Source organism: Saccharopolyspora sp. NPDC002578 (assembly GCF_053592695.1).
The window spans coordinates 24,883-43,315 of sequence record NZ_JBSFWJ010000055.1; the positions used below are offsets into that span (position 1 = coordinate 24,883).

The following is an 18,433-nucleotide window of genomic DNA, read 5'->3' on the forward strand; positions in this document are numbered from 1 at the left end:
GAGCATGACCCGGCCACTTCGCGGTGATCACCCGGCTGAGCGCGGTCCACGGCGAGCCTGCTAGCGCTCTCCGGGGACCTCGCCGGTGCGGGTGATCTGCTCGGCGATCTCGCGCAGTTTGACGTTGCGGTGCTGCGAGCCGGTCTTCAACACCTCGAAGGCCTGGTCCTCGCCGACCTTGTAGCGCTCCATCACGATGCCGAGCGCTTCCCCGATGACCTGCCGGGTGGTGATGGACGAGTGCAGTTGCGCCCCGAGCCGCGCCGAGGACATCGCGACCGCGGCGTGCGAAGCCACCAGCCAGCCCGTCAGTTCAGCCCGCTCGGTGAAGGCGCCGGGACGCGAGGAGTACAGGTCGAGCGCTCCGAACTCGTCGGCGTCGGTGTAGAGCAGGAAGCCCATCATGCTGCCGATGCCGAGGTCGCGGGCCCGCGGGCCGTAGCGCGGCCAGCGCTGCTGGTTGTCGTTGAGGTCGGCGATGCGGTACACCTGCTCGCTGTTGGCGGCCGCGTCGAAGCACGGGCCTTCGCGCAGCTCGGCCTGGATGCGATCCGAGCGGCGCACCAGGTCGTCGCTGACGGCCAGCGTCTCGACCTTCCCCTTCTGCAGCAGCAGGATGCCCGCGTGCTCGCAACCGTCGACGAGGTCGATCGCGTGCTCGACGATGCGGTCCAGGGTGCGCTGCACGGTGTCCTGGGCCAGCAGGTCCCGCGACATCTCGGCCATCGTGACCGCGAGGTTCGACTCGGAGCCGCCCTGCACCTCCGGCCTCCTTCCTCGTTGACGATCTACCCGGAGGACACCGTTCTACCGGTTGTGGGCGGAACCCGACACCCGTGCGCGCATCGGAGCGTAGGGAATCCGCGGACCGCCCCGCCACCCGGCGCTCGCGGGTGCGGTCGACGTCCGGGCCGCTCCCCCGAAGTCTTCGCGGCCGAGCGCGCGGCGCCCGCAGGTCCTGGCTCCGACCGCGCGAACCGGCTCGACGCCGATCAGAACCGCGGCCGTGCCGCGTAACGGGCGGCATCGGGTGGCCCGGTATGTTCACGCGTGGTGCCGGAGCGACAGCGGTGGGGAGCAGCGCGATGAGTGCGGAACGGACGGCGAAGCCGGAGATCGACCAGTCGACGGCGAGCATCGCGCGGGTGTACGACGTCTTCCTCGGCGGCAAGGACAACTACGAGGTGGACCAGGCCGTCGCCGGTGCGGTGATCGACCGGATCCCGCAGACGCTGGCCTTCGCCCAGGAGCACCGGGCGTGGCTGATCCGGGCGGTGCGATTCCTCGCGAAGGCGGGCATCGACCAGTTCCTGGACTGCGGTTCGGGGCTGCCCACGCAGGAGAACACCCACGAGGCGGCGCAGCGGTTCAACCGCGACTCCACCGTGGTCTACGTGGACAACGACCCGATCGTCGCGGCGCACGGGCGCGCCCTGCTGGAGGAGAACGACCGCACCCACTTCGTCGACGGCGACCTGACCCGACCGGCCGAGCTGCTCGCCGACCCGCGGATCGCGAGGCGCCTCGACCTGCGCAAGCCGCTGGCGCTGATCCAGTGCTCGACCATCCACCACGTCACCGACGAGCAGCGCCCGCACGAGATCATGCGCGACTACGTCGACGCGCTGCCCTCCGGTTCCTACCTGGCGCTGACGCACTGGCACGATCCCGCCGACGGCGGCGAAGGCAGCGGCATCGCCCGCTACATCTCCGAGACTTTCCGCGCCAGCTCCATGGGGTCGGCCAACTTCCGCTCCCGCGAGGAGATCGAGCGGCTGTTCACCGGGCTGGAGTTCGTCGAGCCCGGCTTGACGCTGCTGCGCGACTGGTGGCCGGACGGCCCGCACCTCGCACCGGCGCAACCGGTCGACGAGATCGTGCTCGCCGGAGTCGCCCGCAAGCCGTGACGGGCCACCGGGCCGATCACCCCGGGTCGCCGCCGTAGAACGGGTGGGTGAGCCCGTCGCGTTCGCCGACGAGCCGTTCGACCGCGGCCGGGTCCCGGCCGGTGGTGGCCTCGCCGACGGCGTTGCGGGTGGCCTCCCTGCTGGAGCGCTTCGCGGCCGTCTCGTCCGCGGCGTCCGGGTCGAGCCAGATCGAGACGAACACCAGCGTTTCCTGGTCCGCCACCAGGGTTCCCGCTGCGACCACGTCGAGCACTCCCTGCGCGATGCCCACCTGGCAGGCCCCCGCGATGAGGCCTGGGTCGGCGCGGGCCTTGTTCATCATCAGCGTCGGCGGGTGCACCGTCTCGTAGGACGGCTGGTCCGGGCCCACCGACACCAGGATCGGGGTGAAGCCCTCGGCCGGGGCCGTGTAGGTGGTCATCATCGCCGCAGCCGTCGGGCTGCCCCGGTCGGCCAGCACGACGTTCACGTGGCAGCCGTGGGGTTTTCCGCCACCCCAGCCCTGCGCGATGCGGCCGTCCAGTCGGCGGGTCGTGTTCATGCGCTCTCCTCGTGCCGGTTTCTCGCGCCGGTGGCGCGGGGTCGTCGTGTCGCGGTGAGCTCGCGGCGGCCTCACAACCGCCGGGTCATCTCGGCGGCGCCACCCACGAGCTCGTCCGCGCGTTCGTGCGGAGCGTCGCCCGCCGTGCACGCGCTGATCGCGGCCAGCCCGCGCCTGCGGCGGCCGAGCACCGGCGCGGCGAGGCACCACCCGTGGCCCGCGCGCCGCTCCACCGCGTAGCCCCGCACGCGGATCTCGGCCAGCTGCGCGCGCAACGTCTCCGCCTCGGTGCCGTGGTGCGGGGCGAGCGCCGCCGCGCGCTCGTCCGCGCCGCCGAAGGCGAGCAGCGCCCTGCCGGTCGCCGACGCGTGCGCGGGCGACCGGCGGGTCCGGGCGGGCTCGCCGACCTGCGCGATGAAGGTGACGTCGGTACCGGTGAGCACGCCGAGCCGCACCGGCTCGCCGAGTCCGCCGCGCAGCCGCTCGGCGAGCGAGTGGAACGCCCCGAGCAGCCCCGTGTCCTCCGCGGTCCGGGAGTACGCGGCCATCCCGGGCCCGATCCGGTAGGTGCCGGCTCCGGCCCGGTGCACCACCGCGCCGACGTCCACCAAGGTCCGCAGCAGCCGGTGCGCGGTGGTCTTCGGCAGGTCCACGCGGTGCAGGATCTCGTTGAGCCGCAGTCCTTCCGGCGATTCGCCGAGCACGTCGAGCACTTCGAAGGCCTGGCGCACCGCGGGCGAACGCGGGCCGGGCGCGGATGCCCCGCTCACCAGGCGAGGGCCTCGTCGAGCACCACGACGCCGCGCCGGAGCTCCCCGGCGAGCATGTCGTCGAAGGTGTCGTTGATGCGTTCCAGCGGATACGTCCGGGAGATCAGCTTGTCCACCGGAAGCCGCCCGGCCGCGAACAGGTTCAACAACGCGGGGATGTCCTGGCCCGGACGGCTCGACCCGTAGAGGCTGCCGGTGAGGTACTTCTCCTCGCGCACGAACCGCGCGCCCGGCACCGCCGCGTAGGCGTCCGGGCCGGGGACGCCGACGCAGACGATGGTGCCCCCGGTCGCGGTCGCGTCGAACGCCTCCCCCAGCACGCCTTCGCCGCCGACCGCATCGATGGACACGTCCGCGCCGAGCCCGTCGGTCATCGCGCGCACCGTCTCCACGACCGGCCGTTCGCTCGGGTCGATCACGTGGGTGGCGCCGAACGCGGTCGCACCGTCGCGCTTGTCCGCCTTCGGGTCGACCACGATGACCCGCAGCGCACCGGAGTTGCAGGCCGCCATCACCGCGCTCAGCCCCACCCCGCCCGCGCCGTAGATCAACACCGAGCTGCCGGGTGCGACCTTCGCTCGGTTCACCACAGAGCCGTACCCGGTGAGCACCCCGCAGCCGACCAGCGCGGCCACCGCCAGCGGCACGTCGTCGCGGATCCGCACCGCGCTGGCCGCGGGCACCACCGCGTGGTCGGCGAACGTGGACAGGAACGAGTAGTGGTGCACGTCGCGGCCCTCGTCGCGCATCCGGACGCCGCCGTCCATCAGCGTTCCGCCGAGCAGCGCGGGCGCGCTGACCGCGCACAGCACCGGCCGCCCTCCCTCGCAGTGCCGGCAACGCCCGCAGCTGGGCATCCAGGACAGCGCGACGTGGTCGCCGGCCGCGACGTGGCCGACCTCGGAACCGGTGGCCACCACCACCCCCGCGCCTTCGTGACCGAGCACGACCGGCAGCGGCGAGGGAATCCGCCCTGCTCGGGTGTGGGCGTCGCTGGCGCAGACGCCGGTGGCGGCGATCCGCACCAGGACCTCCTGCGGGCCCGGTTCGTCGAGCTCCAGTTCACGGAGCCGCAGTGGGTCGCCGTACTGCTCCAGCACGGCAGCGTTTACGCGCATGACCGCTCGCTTTCGGGTCGAGGGGACGACGGCGCGCAGGGGTGGGGAAAGGCCCGGCGGCCGTCGGAGCACGAGGGGGATCGTCCGGAGGAGAAGGAGTGATTCGTTCCAGATTTGGAACGGATTCCGGCGTGACGCCGGAAGTTTGCGAGGGGCGCCGTGGGAGTGTCAAGAGCGCTCCGGCGAATCGCCCGGAAGGCCGCCGAATCACCCGGAAGGCACAGCGCCGGGCGCCGCGCTTGACAGGCGACGAACGCGCTGGTTAGCGTGGCGGCACGCCGCTGAGGCGTCCCCCAACTTCAGATGTGCCCGCAGTTCCTGCGGGCGGTTGCTAGAGACCTAGAGAACAGCGACCCGTGCTCACGCCGGGGACTGTTCTCTTTTTTTGCGCTCGGAGCCCGGTTTTCCACCGGACTCCGGAATCGTCGTGCCCGAATTCGCCCGGGAACAGCGGAAAGGAAGCGGATGGACGTTCGAGAATTCTCGCTGGACGCGTTCTCCCTCGCCGGCAAGAACGCCGTCATCACGGGCGGCAACACCGGTTTGGGGCAGGCGTTCACGCTGGCGCTGGCGAAGGCGGGCGCCGACGTGTTCGTGCCCAGCGTGCTCGACGACGGCGGCGCCACGCGGGAACTGGTGGAGGCCACCGGGCGCCGGATGGAGTTCCTGCCCACCGACCTCACCGCGGACGGCGGCCCGCGCGCCGCGATCGAGGCCTGCGTCTCGCGGCTCGGCTCGGTGGACGTCCTGGTCAACTCGGCCGGGATCTGCCGCACCGCGCCGGTCGCGGAGTTCGGGCGGGCCGAGTGGGACCCGATGGTGGACATCAACCTCACCGTCCCGTTCGAGCTCAGCCGGGAGGCGGCGCGGTTCATGACCGCGCAGGGCTCCGGCAAGATCATCAACATCGCGTCGCTGTTCTCGTTCTTGGGCGGGCAGTGGTCCCCCGCCTACGCGGCGACCAAGCACGCGATCGTGGGCTTCACCAAGACCTACTGCGACGAACTCGCCCAGCACGGCATCCAGGTCAACGCGATCGCGCCGGGCTACTTCGCCACCGCCATCACCGAGCAGACCAGGGCCGATCCGGTGGCCAGCCGCCGGGTGCTCGACCACATCCCCGCCGGGCGCTGGGGTGAGGTCGCCGACCTGATGGGCACGACCGTCTTCCTCGCCAGCCGAGCGTCCGACTACGTCAACGGGCAGGTGCTCGCCGTCGACGGCGGCTACCTGACCCGCTGATCAGCACCGAACCGGAACGGAGAAACCCTTGACCGCAACAGCCGCATGGATCGTCGAGCGCCTGCACGACATCGCGGGACCGCAGCGCGTGGTGACCGACGAGCAGGAACTGCGCGAAGCCAGCGTGGACCGCTTCAAGAAGTACACCGCGGTGCACGGCATCTTCGACGGTCCGCTGCCGTGCGCGATCGTCCGCGCCGCCGACACCGCGCAGGTCGCGGCGGTGCTCGCGTTCGCCGACGAGCACCGGATCAACGTGGTCCCGCGCACCGGCCGGACCGGCACCGAGGGCGGGCTGGAGACGGCCGTCGAGGGCACGATCGTGCTCGACGGCTCGGCCATGGACGCGATCCTGCACATCGACCCGCAGAACATGCAGGTCACCGCCCAGTGCGGCGTGCCGCTGCAGGTCCTGGAGGACGCGGTGCGCGAACACGGCCTCACCACCGGCCACTCCCCGCAGTCCAAGCCGCTGGCACAGCTGGGCGGGCTGGTCGCGACCCGGTCGATCGGCCAGTTCTCCACGCTCTACGGCGGAATCGAGGACATGGTGGTCGGTCTGGAGGCCGTGCTCCCGGACGGCAGCACCAGCCGGATCAAGAACGTGCCGCGCCGCGCGGCGGGCCCGGACATCCGCAGCATCGTGATCGGCAACGAAGGCGCGCTGTGCTTCGTCACCGAGGTGACGGTCAAGTTGTTCAAGCACCAGCCCGAGAACAACCGCTTCCACGGGTACCTGCTCGACGACGTGCACACCGGGATCTCGATCCTGCGGGAGGTCGTCACGAACGGGTTCCGCCCGTCGGTGGCCCGGGTGTACTCCGAACAGGACGCCGACCAGCACTTCGCGCACTTCAACGACGGCCGCTGCGTGCTGGTGTTCGTCGCCGAAGGGCCGGCGGGCATCGTCGAGGCCACCAGCGCCGAGATCGAGCGGGTCGTCGCCGCGCACCCGAACACGCCGGTGGATCCGGCGTTGATCGAGTCCTGGTTCGAGAACCTGAACTGGGGGACCGACAAGATCCGCGCCGAGCAGCAGGCGATGCTCGCGGAGCGCCGCCTCGGCTACACCACCGAGATCTCCGCCGACTGGTCGAGCATCGGCGCGATCTACGACAGCGTCATGCACCGGATCCGCACCGAGTTCCCGCGCTTCGAGGACCTGACGATGCTCGGCGGGCACTCCTCGCACAGCTACCAGACCGGTACGAACATGTACTTCGTCTACGACTACCGGATCAACTGCGAACCCCGCGAGGAGATCGAGCAGTACCACAAGCCGCTGAACGCGATCATCGTCGAGGAGGCGCTGCGGCACGGCGGATCCATGGTGCACCACCACGGAATCGGCAAGTACCGTGCACAGTGGACGGAGCAGGAGCACGGGACCGCCTACGAGATGTTGGTGCGGCTCAAGGAGTCCTTCGACCCCAACGGAATCATGAACCGCGGCACGATCTTCCCGGCGTGAGGAGTCCCCGTGACGCGCTACCTGGTCGGCATCGACAACGGTTCGCAGAGCACGAAGGTCACGATCTTCGACGAGCACGGCGCCGTGGTCAGCCACGGGCGCCAGGCGCTGCGGCCGAGCCGCACGCCGCGGCCCGGTGTGGTCGAGCACCCCGACGACGACCTGTGGTCCTCGATCGGCGCCGCGTGCCGCGCGGCGATGGCCGGGTTTCCCGGTGACCCGCGGGAGATCGCCGGTGTCGGGCTGTGCACGATCCGCTTCTGCCGCGCGCTGCTGCGCGCCGACGGGAGCCTCGCGCGGCCGGTGCTGAGCTGGATGGACGAGCGGGTGTCCCGGCCGTACGAGCACGAGGACGACTCGGTGGCCTGGGCGACCACGTCCTCCGGCTACCTCGCGCACCGGCTGACCGGGAAGTTCCGCGACACGGCCGCGAACTACCAGGGCGTCTGGCCGATCGACACCGACACCTGGCAGTGGGACTCGTCGGCGCAACGATCGACCGGGATGCCGCTGGACATGCTGTTCGACCTGGTCATGCCGGGCGAGGTGCTGGGCCGGGTCACCCCGGCCGCAGCCGAGCACACCGGCCTGCCAAGCGGGTTGCCGGTGGTCGCCACCGCCAACGACAAGGCCGTGGAAGCGCTGGGGTGCGGCCTGCGCGACCCGGGCACGCTGCTGATCTCGCTCGGCACCTACATCACGAGCATGACGACCGGCGAGCGCAACATCAGCGGCGCGAACGGGTTCTGGACGAACTTCGCCTGCGAACCGCACCGCTACCTCTACGAGAGCGGCGGCATCCGGCGCGGGATGTGGACGGTCAGCTGGCTGCGGGACCTGCTCGGTGACGAAGTCACCGCGCGGGCGCGGGAAGCCGGTCTCGACGTCGAGCGGTTCCTGGACGTCCAGGCCGCGCAGGTCCCGCCGGGCTGCGACGGCCTGATGGCGGTGCTGGACTGGCTCGCGCCCGTCGACGCGCCGCACCGCAAGGGAGCGTTCCTCGGCTTCGACGGGCGACAGGGCAGGTTCCACCTTTACCGCGCCGTGCTCGAAGCCATCGCGCTGACCATGCACGAGCACGCCACGACGATGGCCGCCGAACTCGGCACCCGGTTCGACCGGGTGCTGGTCTCCGGTGGTGGCGCGGGATCCGACGTGATGATGGGCATCGTCGCGGACGTGTTCGGCGTCCCCGCCGCTCGTCCCGCGGTGAACAACGCCGCCGGGCTCGGCGCCGCGCTGATCGCGGGAGTCGGCCTCGGCGTGCACTCCGACGTGGACGAGGCGACGCACGCGATGATCTCGGCCGACACCGGGTTCCGGCCCACGCCCGAGAACACCGAGCTGTACGCGCGCCAAGGCGCGGTGCACCGCGACATCACCCACCACACCGACGAGATCTTCCGCCGCTCCGCAAGGATCTTCGGCTGAGCCCCGAATTCCGCTGCACCCTGCCTCCGGCGCTCGGGGAAGTTCACGGAATACTCGATGCGGAGGCAGGGCGGCGAGCAGGCGCCCCCGTCCCGACGACGAGGGCGAACATGACGATCGAGCAGAGCAGGGCATCGGCCCGGCGCCTCGTTGAAGGGCTGTCGACAGGCCGGCTCTCCGATGCCCTCGACGTCCTCGACGACGCGGCCGTGTGGACGGTGATGGCCGACCCGAGCTCGTTCCCGGTCTCCGGGAGCATGTCGAGGGCCGCCTTCATCGAGCACGTGGAGCGCTTCCACGCATCGCTGCCCGACGCGATCAGCGTGACGGTGACGAACGTGATCGCGGATGAGGCGGGCGCCGCCGTCGAGGCGGTTTCACGCGCACGGTTGCACAACGGGAAGCACCTCGACCAGGCATATCATTTCGCGTTCGAGTTCAGGGACGCGAAAGTGGTGGCGGTCAGGGAGTACATCGACACGGCCCGTGCTCTCGCCGCGTTCTCCGAGTAACGCCGCGCTCCGCAGAACTCCCGACGTCAGCGGCTCACATGGCCCAGACGTCGGTGTTGGAGGAGGCGATGGCCGCCGCGCCCGCGCCCAGGGCCGCCACGACGTCCTCCTTGTCGCACACCAGGCCCCCGGCGATGATCGGCACGTCGATGTCCGCGCGCAGCCAGCTGATCACCCGCGGTACGCAGCCGGGGAGGATCTCGACGAAATCCGGCTTGGACAGCTCGATCTGCTTCGCCAGGTTGTGGTACGAGAACGAGTCGACGAGGAAGAAGCGGTGCACCGCGTGCACTCCGTGGTTGCGGGCCGCCTTGACGACCACGGCCTTGGAGCTGAGCAGGCCGTCGGCGCGGGTGTTCTCCCGCAGGAAGCGCACGGCGATCTCCTTGCCGACGAGCCCGTCCACCATGTCGACGTTGACCAGGACCGTCTTGCCCGCCTGCTTCAACTCCTCGACCAGGCGGGGAAGGGTGAGGATCGTCCCGAACAGCAGGAAGACCACCGAGCGGTCCGAGCGCAGCACGGCCCGCAGCCCCGCCTCGTCCTTGACGCTCGCGATCACCGGATCGTCGCGCAGAAGTTCGTGCATGGTGCCCGAATCATGCCACGGCGGCGGAACTCCGAGCACCGCGCCCGCGATGAGGAATACCACTCCCGCGAGCCGCTGACCACGCGGAACGCACCACCGGGACCGGCGCGCCGCCGCCCGGGAGCACTCGCGTCCCGCCGGTTGGGACGCCCGCCGCCGCGGGACTACCGGTGCGCACCGTCGCGTTGAGAACCGTGACCGGAGCGACTGGACGGAGGACCCCGTGTCCGAGCTGGTGACACCCCTGCGAAAGCTGGGATTCCTGACGATCGGGCTGTTCGACGGCGACGACCCCCGTCCGGGCCACGAGTCGACGCTGGAGATCGTGGAGCTGGGCGAGCGGCTGGGGTTCGACTCGGCGTGGCTGCGCCACCGGCACCTGCAGTACGGCATCTCCTCGCCCACCGCGGTGCTCGCCGCGCTCACCCAGCGCACCAGCCGGATCGAACTGGGCACCGCGGTGATCCCGCTGGGCTGGGAGAACCCGCTGCGGCTGGCCGAGGACCTGGCGACGGTGGACGTGCTCTCCGGCGGGCGGCTCAACCCGGGTGTGAGCACCGGGCCCCCGATGCACTTCGACCGGGTCCGCTCGGCGCTGTACCCGGACACCGCCGAGCAGGAGGACCTCGGTTACGGCCGGGCCGAGCGGTTCATCGACTTCGTGCGCGGAGCCCCCGCCTCGGAATTCCGCGGCACCGAGGGCATCGAGGTGTTCTCCGACCGCGTGCAGCCGCACTCGCCCGGCCTGGCCGACCGCCTCTGGTACGGCGGCGGCAGCCTCCGCTCAGCGGCCTGGGCCGGACGTCAGGGACTGAACCTGCTGGTCAGCAGCGTGGTCAAGGCCGAACGCTCCGAGGACTTCGAACAGATCCAGCTCGGGCTGATCGAGGAGTTCCGCGCCCACCACCCCGCCGGGCAGCACGCCCGGGTCTCGCAGGGGCTGGTGGTGATCCCGACCGACAGCGCCACTCCCGCGCAGCGCGCCAAGTACGCCGCCTACGCGGCGGACCGGTTGCCGCGCACCACGACTCCGCACGGCCCGGCACGGCTGGTGTACTCACCCGACCTGGTGGGCGACTCCGCCCAGCTCGCCGAACGGCTGTCCGCGCACGCGGGATTCCGCGCGGTGGACGAAGTCGCGTTCGCGCTGCCGTTCCACTTCGACCACGACGACTACGTCCAGATCCTCACCGACATGGCCACGAAGCTGGGCCCGGCCCTGGGCTGGCGCCCGGCGCGGTGACGACCCTGGACGGCCTCCGGCTCCGGGGGGAGGAGACGGTCCCAGACGGCAAATTTGATCACGCGGGTTTCCGGCGGACGCCGGTAGCCTCGGCGGTATGAGCAAAATCAACTTCCGGTCCCGCGTCGGTGTGTGGTGGACCAGCGATCTGTGGCCGATCAACGACGTCATCGCCCGTGCCCGCGAGATCGAGCAGCTCGGGTACGCGTCGCTGTTCTACGGCGAAGCCGGCGGCAAGGAGACCTTCACGCAGGCCGCCGCGCTGCTGGGAGGCACCGAGCGGCTCGTCGTCGGCACCGGCATCGCCAACATCCACGCCCGCAGCGCCCCGGCCAGCGAGACCGCCACCCGCACGCTCGGGGCGCTGCATCCGGGCCGGTTCGTGCTCGGGCTGGGGGTCAGCCACGCGCCGCTGGTGGAGCACAGCTACGCGGGCACCTACGCCAAGCCGCTGAGCACCATGCGCGACTACCTGCGGACCATGGACGCCGTCTCGGACAAGATCGAGCCGAACGACCAGCGCCCCGCCCGGCTGCTGGCCGCGCTCGGGCCGAAGATGATCGAGCTCTCCGGGACCGCCGCCGACGGGGCGCACCCGTACCTGGTCACCCCCGAGCAGACCGCGAGCACCCGCGAGCAGCTCGGCCCGGACAAGTGGGTCGTCAGCGAGCAGGCGGTCGCCCTCACCGCCGACCGGGAGACAGGTCTGCGGCGCGCGCACCAGCACCTGCACATGTACTCGCAGCTGCCGAACTACCAGAACTCCTGGCTGCGCCAGGGATTCGACGAATCCGACCTGGTCGTCGGCGGCTCCGACCGGCTGGCCGACGGCATGGTCGCCATGGGCGACGCCGACGCGCTCGCCGCGCACGTTCGGCGGCACCTGGACGCCGGTGCCGACCACGTGCTGGTCCAGGTCCTCGGCGACGACCAATCCGAGGACCCGCTGCCCGTCCTCCGCGAGCTTGCCCCGGCACTGGGACTGAGCTGACGGTCCCGTTCGGGTCGGCCGGGCATGGTCCGCGCCGGATCGGGGTACGCCAAAGGAACGTTGCTGTGGTCGGTCACAACACGAGGAGGATTCGTGGCACTCGACGACGATGACATCAGGACTTCCGGCGGCGGCGGTGCGGAAGGACCGGCCGACTCCGGCGCGGGACGAGGCACTCCCGGTCAGCACGACGGGGGCGCCGACGGGGGCGCCGACTCCGGGGCCGAAGGACCGGCCGATTCCGGCGCGGGACAAGGCACTCCCGGCCAGCACGACGGCGGCGCCGACGGCAGTGCCGAAGGGCCGGCGGACTCCGGCACCGGCCGCGGCACCCCCGGCCAGCACGACGGCGGAGCCGACGGCGGAGCCGACAGCGGTGCCCGCTGAGCTCAGCGAATCGGTGGAGAGCGCCGCCGCTCCCCCGGCGGCGCTGGCGCGGGTCGTCGGCCCGGACGTGACCGGGTTCGGCGACCGGCACTGGGGACGGGCTCCGCTGCTGGTGCGGGGCGCCGACCCCGACGCCTTCCGCGATGTGCTCGACCTCGACGGGGTCGATGAACTGCTCTCGCGCCGCGGCTTGCGCACGCCGTTCCTGCGGCTCGCACGGGAAGGCTCGGTGGTCGGCTCAGAGTGGTTCACCGGCCCCGGCGGGGTCGGCGCGGAGATCGGCGACCAGGTGCGCGACGACGAGGTGGCCGCGCTCTTCGGCGACGGCACCACGGTCGTGCTGCAGGCGCTGCACCGGACCTGGTCCGGCGTCATCGACTTCACCACGGCGCTCGCCGAGGAGCTCGGGCATCCCGTGCAGGCCAACGCGTACGTGACGCCGCCGTCCTCGCGCGGGTTCGCCGCGCACTACGACGTGCACGACGTGTTCGTGCTCCAGCTCGCCGGGCGCAAGCACTGGACGGTGCACGCTCCCGTGCACGCCGACCCGCTGCGCGATCAGCCGTGGAACGAGCACGCCCGCGCGGTGGCCGACCGCGCCCGCGAAGAACCCGAGATCGACACCGTCCTGGAGCCGGGCGACGGGATGTACCTGCCGCGCGGCTGGCTGCACTCCGCGACCGCGCTCGGCGACGTCTCGGCGCACTTGACGGTGGGCGTGCACGTGCTGACCCGGTTCGCGCTGGTGGAAGCGCTGACGGCGCTCTGCGCGCAGGACCGGGAGCTGCGCTGCTCGCTGCCGCTGGGCATCGACGTGGCCGATCCGGCGCAGCTCGCCCCGCACCTGGACTCGGTGCGCTCGGCGCTGGCCGACGCGCTGCGGGACGTCTCCGCCGACGCCGTGGCGCGCCACGTCCGCGGCGCGGTCTGGTCCGGTGGGCGGCCCGAGCCGGTGCGACCGGTGGCCGGTGCCGCGTTCGCCGCGGGCTTGGCCGCGGGCGACGCCGTGCGGCGGCGCACCGGGCTGCACCACCGGCTGCTGGAGCAGCACGACGAGGTGGTGCTGGAGCTGCCGGACCGACGGCTCTCGTTGCCCGCCGCGACGGCGGTGCCGCTGCGCGCGCTGCTCACCGGCGGCACGGTCCGCGTGGGCGAGCTGCCGGGAGCCGACGAGGCCGACCAGGTGGTGCTGGTGCGCCGGCTGCTGCGGGAGGGCGTGCTAGTACCGGCCGCCACGCCGTGACGGGACCGCCCGCACCGATCTGGCCGCGCTGCTCCTTCGTCGCCCAGGCCGCGGGTGATCCGCTGGAGGGTTCCGCGCCGCCCGCGGACCGCTGGTTCCTGATCGAACATCCCGGACCGTGGGGGCGCGGCGGGCTGACCGATTCGGGCCTCGATCCCGGCGTCGTCGCCGCGCTGTCGCAGTGGGCGACCGCCTGGAGCGCGCGCTTGGTCCTCGTGCGCCGACCGGAACGCGCGGCCCGCAACGGGACGACGCGGCGGTGGTTCCGCGTGGATTCCCGACCCGGCCACGAGTCGATCCGCACCGGCGAGTTCACCGCGGACGCCGAACTTCCGGCCGCCGCGCGCTCCCCCGGCGAGATCGCCGAGGGACCGCTGAACCTGGTGTGCGCCCACGGCAGGCACGACACGTGCTGCGCGGTGCGCGGCCGTCCGGTGGCGGCGGCGCTCGCGGCGTCGGCTCCGGGCAGCACCTGGGAGTGCAGTCACGTCGGAGGCTGCCGGTTCGCGCCCGCGGTGGTCCTGCTGCCGCACGGCTACCTCCTCGGCGGCGTCCCGGTGGCCGACGCGGTCGAGGCGGTGCGGCACTACCGCGCGGGGAACCTCGATCCGCGCTGGCTGCGCGGCAGGACCTCGCTGCCGCCCGCGGCGCAGGCCGCGCAGCACCACGCGCGGGCGGTGACCGGGAAAACCGGGATCGACGCGTTGCGCGTGCTCGGACTCGAACCCGACGGGGCCGAGGGCTGGCGCGTGGAACTCGCGGAGCCCGCCTGCACGGTGCTGCTGCGCGAGCGGTGGGTCGACACCGGACGGCCGCTGACCTGCGCGGCGACCGCACCCGGCCGTATGCGCGTGTTCGACCTCGCGGAGCTGCATCAGTCCACAAAGGACACCTGAACCCCCTCCCCGCCCAACCGCGCCACACCCGCTTCAAACCCTCGCAATTTCGCGATAAGTTGAAACACCACCCACCAGAGCTCAGCGGTTATCTTCCCTTTTCGCGGGGCGTTTTCCCGAGCGTCATCCCGGTGACCGGGGTCGATTTCTCCCGAAATTGCGGGGGTCGTGCGCGGGCAGCGCTCGGTGTGGCGGTTATCCGCCAAGGGGCGGGGCCGGGGAGATCGCGGGCCTAGCCTCCGGGCGTGTCCATCTAGGCCATCGGAACACGGCCGAAGCGGAGGAGCCCACATGCCCAGGTTTTCGATGACGACCGCACTCGCGGGTGCGGCGACCGCGGCTCTGCTGGTGGCGGGCGCGCCGCTGGCCGGCGCCGTCCCCGGCGACTACGCCGAACCCCACGTCGTCACCTACGACGCCAGCCAGGCCGAGGAGTTCCAGGCCGCCATCGACGAAGCCGCCGAGGTGTGGAACGGCCAGCTCACCAACGTCAAGCTGGAGAAGGCCACCGGCGGCGAAGCCGACCTCACCGTGCTCGCCGACGACGAATGGCCCCGCGCCCAGACCGAATCCCTCGGCGTCGGCACGGTGTGGATGGGACGTCAGGCCGTCAACGAAGGCCACCACATCCCGCGCATCGCCACCCACGAGATCGGGCACATCTTCGGACTCCCCGACGACCGGACCGGCGTCTGCGAGGACCTGATGTCCGGGGCGAGCGCCGGGACCGACTGCAAGAACAACCTCGCCAACCCCGAGGAGAAGGCCCAGATCGAGGAGAACTTCGCGCAGGGAGCGGAGATCGAGCCCCGCCTGTTCACCGAGGCGCCCGCTCGGTGATCCGCTCGGGGACCGAGTAGCGCTCGGACAGCGGAAGCTCAGCGGCCTTCTCACCGCGAGATCGATTTCGCCGTGCACGTCCGGCGCGGCGAAATCGGCGTCGCGAGAAGGCCGCTGAGAACCGCGGTGCCGGTCGCTCGCTCAGCCACTTCGTCGCCGGACCCCTAATGGTGTTCGCCTTCCCTGCGGGTGAGGACGAGCGGGTCGCCTTCGGTGATGGCGATCGTGTGCTCGGAGTGGGCGGTGCGGGAGCCGTCGGCCGAGCGGATGGTCCAGCCGTCGGGGTCGTAGACGATCTGGTCGGTGGTGGCGGCGAACCACGGTTCCAGCGCGAGGGTCAGGCCCCGCCGGAGCTTCAGGCCGCGCCCCGCCTTGCCCTTGTTCGACACGTGCGGTTCGCCGTGCATCGTGCGGCCGATGCCGTGCCCGCCGAACTCGGTGTTGACCGGGTACCCGTAGTCGCGGGCCACCGCCCAGATCGCCGCCGAGATGTCGCCCAGGCGCTTGCCCGGACGGGCCACCGCGATCGCCGCCTCCAGCGCCTCCTCGGTGGCGCGGATGATCCGCAGGTCCTCCTCGGCGGGCGTGCCGACGATGATCGTGCGCGCCGAGTCGGCCACCCAGCCGTCGATGCCGAGCGCGAGGTCAGCGGTGAGCACGTCCCCGTCGCGCAAGGTGTAGTCGTGCGGCAGCCCGTGCAGGACGGCGTCGTTGACGGCGAGGCAGATGACGTTGCGGAACGGTCCCCTGCCGAAGGACGGCGAGTAGTCCCAGTAGCACGACTCCGCGCCGCGCCGTTCGATCATGCCGCGCGCGTGGTGCTCCAGGTCCATCAGGTTGACGCCCACGTCGGCGATGCGGCCCACCTCGGAGAGCACCTCGGCGACGAAGCGCCCGGCCACGTGCATGCGTTCGATCTCCGCAGCCGTCTTCAGTTCGATCACGAGTACCTCAAGCCCTCCGGGTCGGTATAGTTATACCGACACCGTAGCAGGGTTCCGGTATAGAAATACCCTCCACCTGTTCGCCCGAAGTGACGTGGTGGCGCCGGTGTCACCGTTAAGCTCGGGCGGTCGTCGGAGCGGGAGGCGCACGTGCGAGGTGATCGACTGGTGACCATCGGCCGGGGCGCGAGCGACGTGGAACGGTTCTGGATCTCCGTGGCGCTCGTCGTGGTCGCGCTGCTGTGGAGCACGCGCGAGATGGCTCCGTGGGCGGTGGCGGTGAGCTGGGCCGGCGTGGCGGCCGGCGCGGCGGGCGCACTGCACTTCGGCCTGCGCTACGCGCGTTCGCGCGGCGCTCGGCGCTAGAGCGCGTCCGCGAATCGTCGCCTCAACGCTTCGACGCGCTGACGTCGGCGCTCGGCCAGTCCTGCTGCCTCAACTGGTCCAGCAAGGCGATCTCGGCCCGGCCCGGTGAGCGGCGCACGCCCGCGAGCACCGGCTCCGACAGGGCGGGCCCCAGCGGACGGGTCAGCGGTTCGAACCCGGCGGGGATCGCCGACGACGGCGCGAGGGTGACACCGAGTCCTTCCGCGGCGAGCCGCACCGCGGTCGAGATCTGCGAGGCCCGGCCGACCGTCCGCGGGGCGAGGCCGCGATCGGCGAGCAGGCGCGCCAGGTACTCGTCGAGCTTGCTGGTCCGGCGGTAGCGCACCCAGCCCTCGTCGGCGAGATCCTCGAGGAGGAGCGGCTCGTCCCGGCCGAGCAGCGGGTGCCCTTCGGGCAGCACCGCGACGTACGACTCCCTGCCGAGTTCGTGGACGTCGAACAGGCATCCCGGCGGGATCTCGTGCACCAGGACCATGTCGAGCGTGCCCTGGCGCGCGAGCCGCTCCATGTCCGTGGGATCGGGCTCCTCGTGGAGGGTGACCTGCAGGCGGGGATGACGGCGGCGCAGCTCGCCGAGCGCGCGCGGCAGCCGGCGGGTCCCGAGCCCCAGGTAGACGGCGATGATCAGCTCGCCCGTCAGATCGCCGTCGGCGGCGCGGGCGGCGGTGAACGCGCGCCGGGACGCGGTCGTGGCGACCTCCGCCTCCGCCAGGAAGGCCCGGCCCGCCACCGTCGGCAGCATTCCCTGCGGGGTGCGCGCGAACAGGCGCACCCCGACCTGCTTCTCCAACGTGCCGATCTGCTGGGACAGCGACGGCTGCGCGAGCCCGAGCCGCTCGGCCGCCGCCGTGATGCTGCCCTCCTCTGCCACCGTCAGCGCGTACTCGTACTGCCGCAGGTTCATCCGGAGCCACCTCGCCGCATAGAGATTCTTCTATGCGGAGGATAGCGAACGACTCTTTGCGCCTATGTCTCGCCGTGCGTACCTTCTGGACCGCAAGCGTCAGTTCATGCAGGCAACAGGGAGTAAGAATGCGTCTCGCCGACAAGGTCGCGCTGGTCACGGGCGGAGGAGCAGGCCTCGGCCTGGCGGTGGCCGAGAGGTTCGCGGCCGAAGGTGCGCACGTCTACATCACGGGCCGCCGGAAGGACGTTCTCGAAGAGGCGGCGTCCTCGATCGGAGGGCGGGTCACCGCGGTCGTCGCGGACTCCACGTCGTCGAGCGATCTCGCCCGCCTCGCCGAGACCATCAGGAGCGAGAACGACCACCTCGACGTGCTCGTGGCCAATGCGGGCATGATCGAGCGAGCGGACTTCGGCGAGATCACCGAAGATCACGTCGACCGCACGTTCGACATCAACGCCCGCGGCACCATGTTCACCGTCCAGACGATGCTGCCGCTCATGCCGGCCGGCGGCTCGATCATCCTGGTCGGCTCGATCCAAGGGTTCAAGGGACTGCCCGGGTCGACCGCCTACAGCGCGGCGAAGGCGGCCGTGCGCTCCTACGCGCGGGTGTGGGCCGCCGAGTTCGGCGACCGTGGCCTGCGGGTCAACGTGCTGAGCCCCGGACCGTTCGACACGGCCATCATCGACGGGCAGGCCGAGTACTTCGGGCAGGACCCGGCGGCGCTGCGCGCCCAGATGGCCGCGCAGGTCCCCATGGGCCGCCTCGGGGACCCCCGCGAGCTCGCCGGAGCCGCGCTGTTCCTCGCTTCGGACGACAGCGGTTTCATGACCGGCGCGGAGCTCTGCGTGGACGGCGGCATGGCCCAGGTGTAGACGCCCTGCGGGCGGGGGGTTTCGGCTTGGCCTGCGTAGCTGGGCGGGTGGCGGAACCTCAGTGGCTTCCTCGCTGCGGGATCTTTTTCCCAAGTGGCTCCGCCACGAGGGAAAAAGCTGTCCTCGCGAGGAAGCCACT

At 71.6% G+C, this 18,433-nt stretch carries 20 protein-coding genes; 13 read left to right on the plus strand and 7 right to left on the minus strand.

Features of this window, described 5'->3' with window-relative positions; genetic code table 11:
- Positions 1-60: 60 nt before the first annotated feature.
- Positions 61-762, minus strand: a complete 702-nt coding sequence (locus ACWD38_RS22695; protein WP_450124852.1) for a GAF and ANTAR domain-containing protein — start codon at positions 760-762, stop codon at positions 61-63.
- Between the two features lie 323 nt (positions 763-1,085).
- On the opposite strand from ACWD38_RS22695, the gene ACWD38_RS22700 reads away from it, so the two are divergent.
- Positions 1,086-1,907: an SAM-dependent methyltransferase gene (locus ACWD38_RS22700; RefSeq protein ID WP_184479795.1), complete on the plus strand. Its 822-nt coding sequence runs from the start codon at positions 1,086-1,088 to the stop codon at positions 1,905-1,907.
- 16 nt (positions 1,908-1,923) lie between these two features.
- Here the strand turns inward: ACWD38_RS22700 and ACWD38_RS22705 are convergent, their stop codons facing one another.
- The 3 genes from ACWD38_RS22705 to ACWD38_RS22715 form a co-directional block, all read right to left on the minus strand.
- A complete protein-coding gene (locus ACWD38_RS22705; RefSeq protein ID WP_184479796.1) occupies positions 1,924-2,448 on the minus strand; it encodes a formaldehyde-activating enzyme in 525 nt (174 codons plus the stop codon).
- 71 nt (positions 2,449-2,519) lie between these two features.
- Positions 2,520-3,218, minus strand: a complete 699-nt coding sequence (locus ACWD38_RS22710) for an IclR family transcriptional regulator (RefSeq protein ID WP_450124853.1) — start codon at positions 3,216-3,218, stop codon at positions 2,520-2,522.
- Positions 3,215-4,336: a zinc-binding dehydrogenase gene (locus ACWD38_RS22715; RefSeq protein WP_184479798.1), complete on the minus strand. Its 1,122-nt coding sequence runs from the start codon at positions 4,334-4,336 to the stop codon at positions 3,215-3,217. The genes ACWD38_RS22710 and ACWD38_RS22715 overlap by 4 nt, the downstream gene beginning before the upstream one ends.
- 465 nt (positions 4,337-4,801) lie before the next feature.
- On the opposite strand from ACWD38_RS22715, the gene ACWD38_RS22720 reads away from it, so the two are divergent.
- The 4 genes from ACWD38_RS22720 to ACWD38_RS22735 all read left to right on the plus strand — a co-directional run bounded on the left by ACWD38_RS22720 (position 4,802) and on the right by ACWD38_RS22735 (position 8,992).
- Positions 4,802-5,578, plus strand: coding sequence for an SDR family oxidoreductase (locus tag ACWD38_RS22720; protein WP_184479799.1), 777 nt, complete (start codon positions 4,802-4,804; stop codon positions 5,576-5,578).
- A gap of 28 nt (positions 5,579-5,606) precedes the next feature.
- Positions 5,607-7,049, plus strand: a complete 1,443-nt coding sequence (locus ACWD38_RS22725) for an FAD-binding oxidoreductase (protein WP_450124854.1) — start codon at positions 5,607-5,609, stop codon at positions 7,047-7,049.
- A gap of 9 nt (positions 7,050-7,058) precedes the next feature.
- Complete coding sequence (locus ACWD38_RS22730; RefSeq protein ID WP_450124855.1) at positions 7,059-8,480, plus strand: FGGY-family carbohydrate kinase; 1,422 nt, start codon at positions 7,059-7,061, stop codon at positions 8,478-8,480.
- 110 nt (positions 8,481-8,590) lie between these two features.
- Positions 8,591-8,992: a nuclear transport factor 2 family protein gene (locus ACWD38_RS22735; protein ID WP_450124856.1), complete on the plus strand. Its 402-nt coding sequence runs from the start codon at positions 8,591-8,593 to the stop codon at positions 8,990-8,992.
- Between the two features lie 34 nt (positions 8,993-9,026).
- Here the strand turns inward: ACWD38_RS22735 and ACWD38_RS22740 are convergent, their stop codons facing one another.
- A complete protein-coding gene (locus ACWD38_RS22740; protein WP_184479803.1) occupies positions 9,027-9,581 on the minus strand; it encodes a glycerol-3-phosphate responsive antiterminator in 555 nt (184 codons plus the stop codon).
- A gap of 232 nt (positions 9,582-9,813) precedes the next feature.
- On the opposite strand from ACWD38_RS22740, the gene ACWD38_RS22745 reads away from it, so the two are divergent.
- The 6 genes from ACWD38_RS22745 (at position 9,814) to ACWD38_RS22770 (ending at position 15,181) form a co-directional block, all read left to right on the plus strand.
- Complete coding sequence (locus ACWD38_RS22745; RefSeq protein ID WP_221316535.1) at positions 9,814-10,824, plus strand: LLM class flavin-dependent oxidoreductase; 1,011 nt, start codon at positions 9,814-9,816, stop codon at positions 10,822-10,824.
- 97 nt (positions 10,825-10,921) lie between these two features.
- Entirely contained in the window at positions 10,922-11,815 is an 894-nt protein-coding gene (locus ACWD38_RS22750; RefSeq protein ID WP_184479804.1) for an LLM class F420-dependent oxidoreductase, read from the plus strand.
- Positions 11,816-11,908: 93 nt separating this feature from the next.
- The gene (locus ACWD38_RS22755) at positions 11,909-12,202 is read left to right on the plus strand and encodes a hypothetical protein (protein ID WP_184479805.1); all 294 of its coding nucleotides are present in this window, start codon (positions 11,909-11,911) and stop codon (positions 12,200-12,202) included.
- The gene (locus ACWD38_RS22760) at positions 12,192-13,445 is read left to right on the plus strand and encodes a cupin domain-containing protein (protein WP_450124857.1); all 1,254 of its coding nucleotides are present in this window, start codon (positions 12,192-12,194) and stop codon (positions 13,443-13,445) included. The genes ACWD38_RS22755 and ACWD38_RS22760 overlap by 11 nt, the downstream gene beginning before the upstream one ends.
- Complete coding sequence (locus ACWD38_RS22765; protein WP_450124858.1) at positions 13,442-14,341, plus strand: sucrase ferredoxin; 900 nt, start codon at positions 13,442-13,444, stop codon at positions 14,339-14,341. The genes ACWD38_RS22760 and ACWD38_RS22765 overlap by 4 nt, the downstream gene beginning before the upstream one ends.
- Positions 14,342-14,632: 291 nt before the next feature.
- Positions 14,633-15,181 (plus strand): snapalysin family zinc-dependent metalloprotease, encoded by a 549-nt coding sequence (locus tag ACWD38_RS22770; RefSeq protein ID WP_450124859.1) that lies wholly within the window; start codon positions 14,633-14,635, stop codon positions 15,179-15,181.
- 164 nt (positions 15,182-15,345) lie between these two features.
- Here ACWD38_RS22770 and map read toward each other — a convergent pair whose 3' ends face one another.
- Positions 15,346-16,125, minus strand: a complete 780-nt coding sequence (gene map, locus ACWD38_RS22775) for a type I methionyl aminopeptidase (protein WP_184479806.1) — start codon at positions 16,123-16,125, stop codon at positions 15,346-15,348.
- Between the two features lie 168 nt (positions 16,126-16,293).
- Here map and ACWD38_RS22780 point away from each other — a divergent pair, with 168 nt between their 5' ends.
- Positions 16,294-16,491: a hypothetical protein gene (locus ACWD38_RS22780; RefSeq protein ID WP_184479807.1), complete on the plus strand. Its 198-nt coding sequence runs from the start codon at positions 16,294-16,296 to the stop codon at positions 16,489-16,491.
- Between the two features lie 22 nt (positions 16,492-16,513).
- On the opposite strand, the gene ACWD38_RS22785 is transcribed toward ACWD38_RS22780, so the two are convergent.
- Entirely contained in the window at positions 16,514-17,416 is a 903-nt protein-coding gene (locus ACWD38_RS22785) for a LysR family transcriptional regulator (protein ID WP_184479808.1), read from the minus strand.
- A 128-nt stretch (positions 17,417-17,544) separates the two neighbouring features.
- On the opposite strand from ACWD38_RS22785, the gene ACWD38_RS22790 reads away from it, so the two are divergent.
- The gene (locus ACWD38_RS22790; RefSeq protein WP_184479809.1) at positions 17,545-18,294 is read left to right on the plus strand and encodes an SDR family NAD(P)-dependent oxidoreductase; all 750 of its coding nucleotides are present in this window, start codon (positions 17,545-17,547) and stop codon (positions 18,292-18,294) included.
- Positions 18,295-18,433 lie beyond the last annotated feature (139 nt).